The following is a 6,021-nucleotide window of genomic DNA, read 5'->3' on the forward strand; positions in this document are numbered from 1 at the left end:
AAAAGACACCCTTTATGGATAGTATTAGTAGTAATAATACTGGGAACAATGCTAGGATACTCAGGTTATAGAGAGCTAGGAGAGTTTGCTAAAAATAACTTGCCCTGAGCCAAGTCGAAGGGTCGGCACAGGCTCAGTCAAAAATTTAACATAATTCCAGAAAGAGTCCCATCCTATTCAACAATTAGAAAGGTAATGATGGGAGTTTACTGGCAGAGTTTGTTAAAAATGTTTAATGAATGGGCATTATAAGAATATGGACAAAGAGATGACATAAATTGGCTAGGCATAGATAAAAAAAGTCTCAAAAATACCCTAAAGAATCCTAACAATAAACAACAAAATTTTATTATGTTGTTTATTGTTTAGTCAAGAAAGTGGATTAGTATTACACTTAAAAAGAATCGAAAACAAAAAAGGATCTGAAATCGACGAAGGTCAAGCTATGATTGAAGATTGCTCTCTCCAAAATAAAGTTTTTACTGGCGATGCTTGACACTGTAAGAAAAAAACAATCAGCTTAATAGCCAAGAGTAAAAATGATTATGTTATCACCGTTAAAGGAAATCAGAAAAATCTTTATCAGCGAATACAAGACCTGAGTAATTCCTCAAAGCCAGAAAGTTGCTTTCTTGAACAAGATAATAGTCATGGACGAAAAATATCAAGAAAAATAGAAGTTTTTAAAGTGAGTAAAAATGAAAGACAAGGGTTTGAAAATCTACGAAGACTTATTAAAGTAGAAAGAAAGGGTAGTCGCGGGGATAAAACCTATGAAGAAACAGCTTACTATATCAAAAGATAAACTTGAGAATCTTCAGTCAAATTTATTTACTCAAAATCAGCTGTACTTAATTTAAATGAATCAACCCTAGGGGTTTGGAGGGTAGAACCCCCCAAAAGCTTGGATTGAGTGATAAAATCGGAAGTAATACTAAATCCGTTGAGTATAGGCTACATATCAGGAGAGGCACTGACTTGAAAATAGAAGTTGAAATAACGCCAATTCGTCAATCAGAATATTTTCATGTTTAGCGGTGCCAAGTTTGGCATCAGGACTAACTCCTGAATACTGACTCCTGACTCCTGAATACTGACAGCTTACTGCTATACTTAAGCGGTTAAATCGATTAACTTTTGTTTTAAAGTCTCCAATCCTAGGCGACGAATAGCCGAGATAAAAACAGCTTGGGGATATTTTTCCTTAGCTATTTCCAAATCCTCGCTTTTTACCTGATCCAACTTATTAAACACCATTAACATCGGACCGGTTTGAATCGGCATCTGGGAGAGGATTTTTAATACCGAGGCAATCTGACTTTCCCAAGCTGGATGGGAGAGATCCACCAGATGGAGTAATGCTTCTGCTTCCGTTACTTCCTCTAAAGTTGCCCGAAAAGCATCCACCAGCGAGGGGGGTAATTCATGGATAAAACCCACCGTATCGGTTAGTAACAGGGTGTGAGAGACTTGGCTGAGGGGATCGGTAATAGTTAAGCGTCGGGTGGTGGGATCGAGGGTAGCAAACAGTTGATCGGCGGTATAAACTTCGGCAGCGGTGAGCGCATTAATTAAAGTAGATTTTCCCGCATTGGTGTAACCGACGATCGCCACACTGGCTACATCTTGTTTTTGCCGTTGTTTGCGTAAACGGGAACGATGAGCTTGCAGTTGATCCACCTCATCCTGGAGACGGGATAAACGACGTTGAATAGTTCGGCGTTCTGTTTCTAATTTTGTCTCCCCCGGTCCACGAGTGCCAATTCCTCCCCCTAATCTCGACATGGCTAATCCGCGCCCCGTGAGACGGGGTAAAGTGTATTCTAATTGGGCTAATTCTACCTGTAGTTTACCCGCTTGCGACTGGGCCCGTTGGGCGAAAATGTCTAGGATCACCTCGGTGCGATCGACCACTCTCACCCCGATTTGGTTCTCTAGATTGCGAATTTGGGCGGGAGAAAGGTCGCGATTGAATACAACTAAATTAGCCCCCGAAGTTTGCACCTGTAGGGCGATTTCTGCCACTTTTCCCGAACCGATCACAGTTTGAGGATGGGGATGATCCCGTTTTTGTCGGGTGACTTGCAAAACTTTACCCCCGGCGGTATCAACTAAACGTTCTAATTCGCTTAAACCGTCCTCAAACTGGCGATCGCTCATATTGTCGGTCATTAAACCAACCAATAGCACCCGATCTTCGGCTGTATCAACGGTTATAGCGGTAAATTCTCGCTGAAACTCCGCCTCTAGTCCTTCCACTAACTCTAAAAAGTCCTGTTTGCTTAAATCCTCTAGATTTAAGGGAGGCGAGACAGACCAGTATATATTACTATTGACATTTGTTTGACTTTGTGGTATGAGATGCGCCAGATAGACCTGCTCCACATAACCGGTCGCCCCACCACCGCGACGGATCATGCCTGTGCCGGTTAGGGTTAAGATCACCAGTGCGTCTAATCTTTGCAGAGCCATGGCGGTTAAACTGGATTCTTTTGGCGGTTCCTGCTTGAGTTCCGTGGCGATGCAACGAATTCCGCAAAGACGCTCGGAACCGTAGCGGGGTAGTTCCAAGAGAGAAAATTGGGTTTGTCGGGGGGTTCCCACTCCCACACGAATTACCTGGCCGCGACGGTTGATATAGGTGCAGAGGGGTTGATGGATATCGGTACTGATGGCCGCCAGTCTTTGGGCGAATTCTGGGGTGGTGAGAGTATCAATAGGCAAGCGTTCATGGTACAGCCTTTGTAGCTGTTTCATCTGACTAGCTTTCAGTCCCTGGGTATTGCCGAAGATGGTATCGATAGGCTTTCCTCACAATTAGGATTTTATCTATTATTGTAGCGATTATGACCATCGCTGCCCTTTTATACTAAATCCAGTTATTAAAAACTGATTATCTATTCCTCCTATTGCCTATTGCCTATTGCCTATTGCCTATTGCCTATTGCCTATTGCCTATTGCCTATTGCCTATTGCCTATTGCCTATTGCCTATTGCCTATTGCCTATTGCCTATTGCCTATTGCCTATCCTTATAAGTAGCCTATACTCAACGGATTTAGTATTATTTGTCCTCTAGAAGCCAGCCCTAATTAGGGTAAAATTGGGCAGTATCAATGGTTATTTTCCATATTATGCTCGCTTCTACTCAGGAACTCCTCGAAACCGCTCGCAAAAATATCTATGCGATCGGGGCTTTTAATGTTTATAACCTAGAAGGGGTCAAAGCAGTGATTAGTGCCGCCGAGGATTGCCGTAGTCCCGCTATGTTGCAAATTCACCCCAGTGCTTTGCGTTATGGCAGTTCCACCCTCGTCGCTCTCTGTTTAGAGGCCGCTCGCTCGGCCAAGGTTCCTATCTCGGTCCATCTTGACCATAGCACTAAAGCCAGCGACATCTACGAGGCTCTAGAAGCGGGGATGACCTCAATTATGGCCGATGGCTCTCATCTTCCCTACCAAGATAATCTCGCTTTTACCAAAGAAATGACTCGTCTCGCTCACGAATACGGGGCTGTGGTGGAGGCAGAAATCGGCCGAATTAGCGGCACTGAGGACGGGTTAACTATTGCCGAAAAAGAGGCTAAAATGACAGATCCTGAGCAAGCAGTGCAATTTGTGCAGGCAACGGGAGTGGATTCTCTGGCCGTAACTATCGGTAATGTCCATGGCGAGTACAAAAGTCCGCCCCGTCTCGATTTCGATCGCCTGGCCCGGATTCGACAACTTCTGTCTATTCCCCTAGTTTTACACGGTGCTTCCGGTTTACCCCCAGAAATGATCGGGCGATCGATCCAGTTAGGAGTCTGCAAATTTAATGTTAATACGGAAGTGCGTCAAGCCTATATGCAGTCCCTAAAACGGGAAATTTGCGGGCCAGAGGATAAGGATTTATTAGAGATCGCAGGAGAGGCAATTTCCGCGATGAAATCGGTAATTATCGACAAATTAACCCTTTTTGGTGCTGTCAATAAGGCCCACCTCCACGAAACTCCCTACGCTCAAATGTTAGCGGGACTATCAGTTATCAGTAAACAGTAATCAGTTATCAGTAGATATCTGCAATTCACTGAAAAAATACGGGTTAATCAACCAGAAAGACTTTTAGTCTTGAGATAATATTACCTGGAGGTCTAGTAAGCTGAAACCTCATATTTGATAACTGGTAACTGGTAACTGATCACTGAGATAAAAGGCCGATGAAAAAATTAATTCTAGCTACGAGTAATCCGGGTAAATTGGCAGAGATAGGGGAATACTTAACTGATATCGACCTAGAATTGCAGTTAAAACCCGATGATTTAGAGATAGAGGAAACAGGGGCGACTTTTGCCGAAAATGCCTATTTAAAAGCTGCTCAAATTGCCCTAACATTGGGAGAATGGTCGATCGCCGATGATTCGGGATTGGAAGTAACCGGGTTAGGAAATGCCCCGGGGATTTACTCGGCCCGCTATGGTGAAAATGATCGAGAAAGAATCGATCGCCTAGTCAGAGAATTAGGGGATAATCAGGATCGTTCGGCCCGTTTTGTCTGTGTAATTGCGATCGCCCGTCCCGATGGTGAGATTGCCTTGAGCGCCACAGGAATCTGCACGGGAGAAATTCTCACCAGTCCTAGGGGTAAAGGTGGTTTTGGTTACGATCCGATTTTTTATGTCCCCGAATACGCTTTAACCTTTGCGGAAATGTCTCCCGAATTAAAAAGAAAAATTAGCCATCGAGGACGAGCTTTTCAGCAATTGCTGCCCCATCTCAAGACTCTCGCGGATACAAATTCATCAAGGCTCTGACTTGTTCAGCATGATAAGAGCTTCTTGTCAAGGGACTCGCAACAATTTGTAAAAATCCCAGAGACTCACCGTATTCGCGCCAAGCTTGGAACTGTTCGGGGGTGATAAATTCCTGTACACCGAGATGTTTTGGCGATGGTTGCAGATACTGCCCGATGGTGAGAATATCACAATCGACGGCCCGTAAATCGCCCATCACTTGCCGCACTTCCTCGTCGGTTTCCCCCAATCCCACCATAATGCCCGATTTTGTGTAGGTAGCGGGAACAATGGCGCGAGCGCGCTGCAATAATTCTAGAGAACGCTGGTAATCACCCTGGGGACGCACGCGACGATAGAGACGGGGAACAGTTTCGGTATTGTGGTTTAAAACTTCGGGTTTAGCGGCAAGAATCAAAGCTAAAGCCTGCCAATTGCCACAAAGATCGGGAATCAGCACTTCTATAGTGGTTTTCGGGGAAATGCGGCGAATTTCCTCGATACAACGGACAAATTGACTAGCGCCTCCATCGGCCAAATCATCGCGATTGACAGAAGTGATCACTACATGATTAAGATCAAGACGTTGCACGGCTGCCGCTAGTCGCTGGGGTTCCGTGGAGTCTAAAGGTTGCGGTTTTTTCTCAAAATCGATGTCACAGTAAGGACAGGCACGAGTGCAAGCAGGACCCATAATTAAAAAGGTAGCCGTCCCCGCGTGGAAACATTCGCCGATATTGGGACAGGAAGCCTCCTCACAAACGGTATTTAAGCCTAAATCGCGTAAAACTTCCTTAACACTGCCGACTCGTTGCCATTGCGGTGCTTTTACCCGTAACCACTCTGGTTTGACCGTCACGCCTGAACTACTCCGATAATTTTTGCCTATATCCCTAATATCCTAGCAAGTCTCGACCCAATCAAGGCCGAATATGCTATGATGATTTAGCTGAAAATTTTCGGGATGTAGCGCAGCTTGGTAGCGCACTTCGTTCGGGACGAAGGGGCCGCAGGTTCGAATCCTGTCATCCCGATTAAAGACAATCAAGGGGAGAGGCAAAAGTAGAATTGAGAGGGGTAATTGTCGGTCAGTTTGGCTTTTAATTTCTTCGGCTCTACCGAACCTGTCATGCAAAACTATCAACAACTCATGCTTGTAAAGTTTGTACAATAGGGCTTTGAGTTTTTGTTAGATTGATATTTATCAACTTTAGAGCATTGCTGGACAGAGAGGGAGCTTGGGGAATTTTC

General features: G+C 44.7%; 4 protein-coding genes, 1 tRNA gene and 1 pseudogene. 4 read left to right on the plus strand and 2 right to left on the minus strand.

What is annotated here, in order from left to right; translation table 11 throughout:
- Window positions 1-796, plus strand: a pseudogene (locus tag IM485_RS05690) (ISAs1 family transposase); the annotation flags it as partial.
- Window positions 797-1,113: 317 nt separating this feature from the next.
- Here the strand turns inward: IM485_RS05690 and hflX are convergent.
- Window positions 1,114-2,757 carry a GTPase HflX gene (hflX, locus tag IM485_RS05695; RefSeq protein WP_104395274.1) on the minus strand — a complete coding sequence of 548 codons (1,644 nt, stop codon included), beginning with the start codon at window positions 2,755-2,757 and terminating at the stop codon, window positions 1,114-1,116.
- 358 nt (window positions 2,758-3,115) lie between these two features.
- Here hflX and IM485_RS05700 point away from each other — a divergent pair, with 358 nt between their 5' ends.
- Both IM485_RS05700 and rdgB read left to right on the plus strand, forming a co-directional pair.
- Window positions 3,116-4,039, plus strand: a complete 924-nt coding sequence (locus tag IM485_RS05700) for a class II fructose-bisphosphate aldolase (protein ID WP_238141807.1) — start codon at window positions 3,116-3,118, stop codon at window positions 4,037-4,039.
- Between the two features lie 158 nt (window positions 4,040-4,197).
- Window positions 4,198-4,791, plus strand: coding sequence for an RdgB/HAM1 family non-canonical purine NTP pyrophosphatase (rdgB, locus tag IM485_RS05705; protein ID WP_271936017.1), 594 nt, complete (start codon window positions 4,198-4,200; stop codon window positions 4,789-4,791).
- Here rdgB and lipA read toward each other — a convergent pair.
- A complete protein-coding gene (gene lipA, locus IM485_RS05710) occupies window positions 4,754-5,659 on the minus strand; it encodes a lipoyl synthase (protein ID WP_416209703.1) in 906 nt (301 codons plus the stop codon). The genes rdgB and lipA overlap by 38 nt on opposite strands.
- A 71-nt stretch (window positions 5,660-5,730) precedes the next feature.
- On the opposite strand from lipA, the gene IM485_RS05715 reads away from it, so the two are divergent.
- Window positions 5,731-5,804: transfer RNA gene (locus tag IM485_RS05715), tRNA-Pro, on the plus strand.
- Window positions 5,805-6,021: the final 217 nt, after the last annotated feature.

Origin of the sequence: Microcystis sp. M169S2, assembly GCF_020245865.1 — a bacterium.
Lineage (GTDB): Bacteria > Cyanobacteriota > Cyanobacteriia > Cyanobacteriales > Microcystaceae > Microcystis > Microcystis ichthyoblabe_A.

Bases quoted from the DNA above. Each gene is read 5' to 3' on its own strand.
- IM485_RS05700 (WP_238141807.1), top strand. From the start codon at position 3,116: ATGGTTATTTTCCATATTATGCTCGCTTCTACTCAGGAACTCCTCGAA.
- hflX (WP_104395274.1), bottom strand. From the start codon at position 2,757: ATGAAACAGCTACAAAGGCTGTACCATGAACGCTTGCCTATTGATACT.
- rdgB (WP_271936017.1), top strand. From the start codon at position 4,198: ATGAAAAAATTAATTCTAGCTACGAGTAATCCGGGTAAATTGGCAGAG.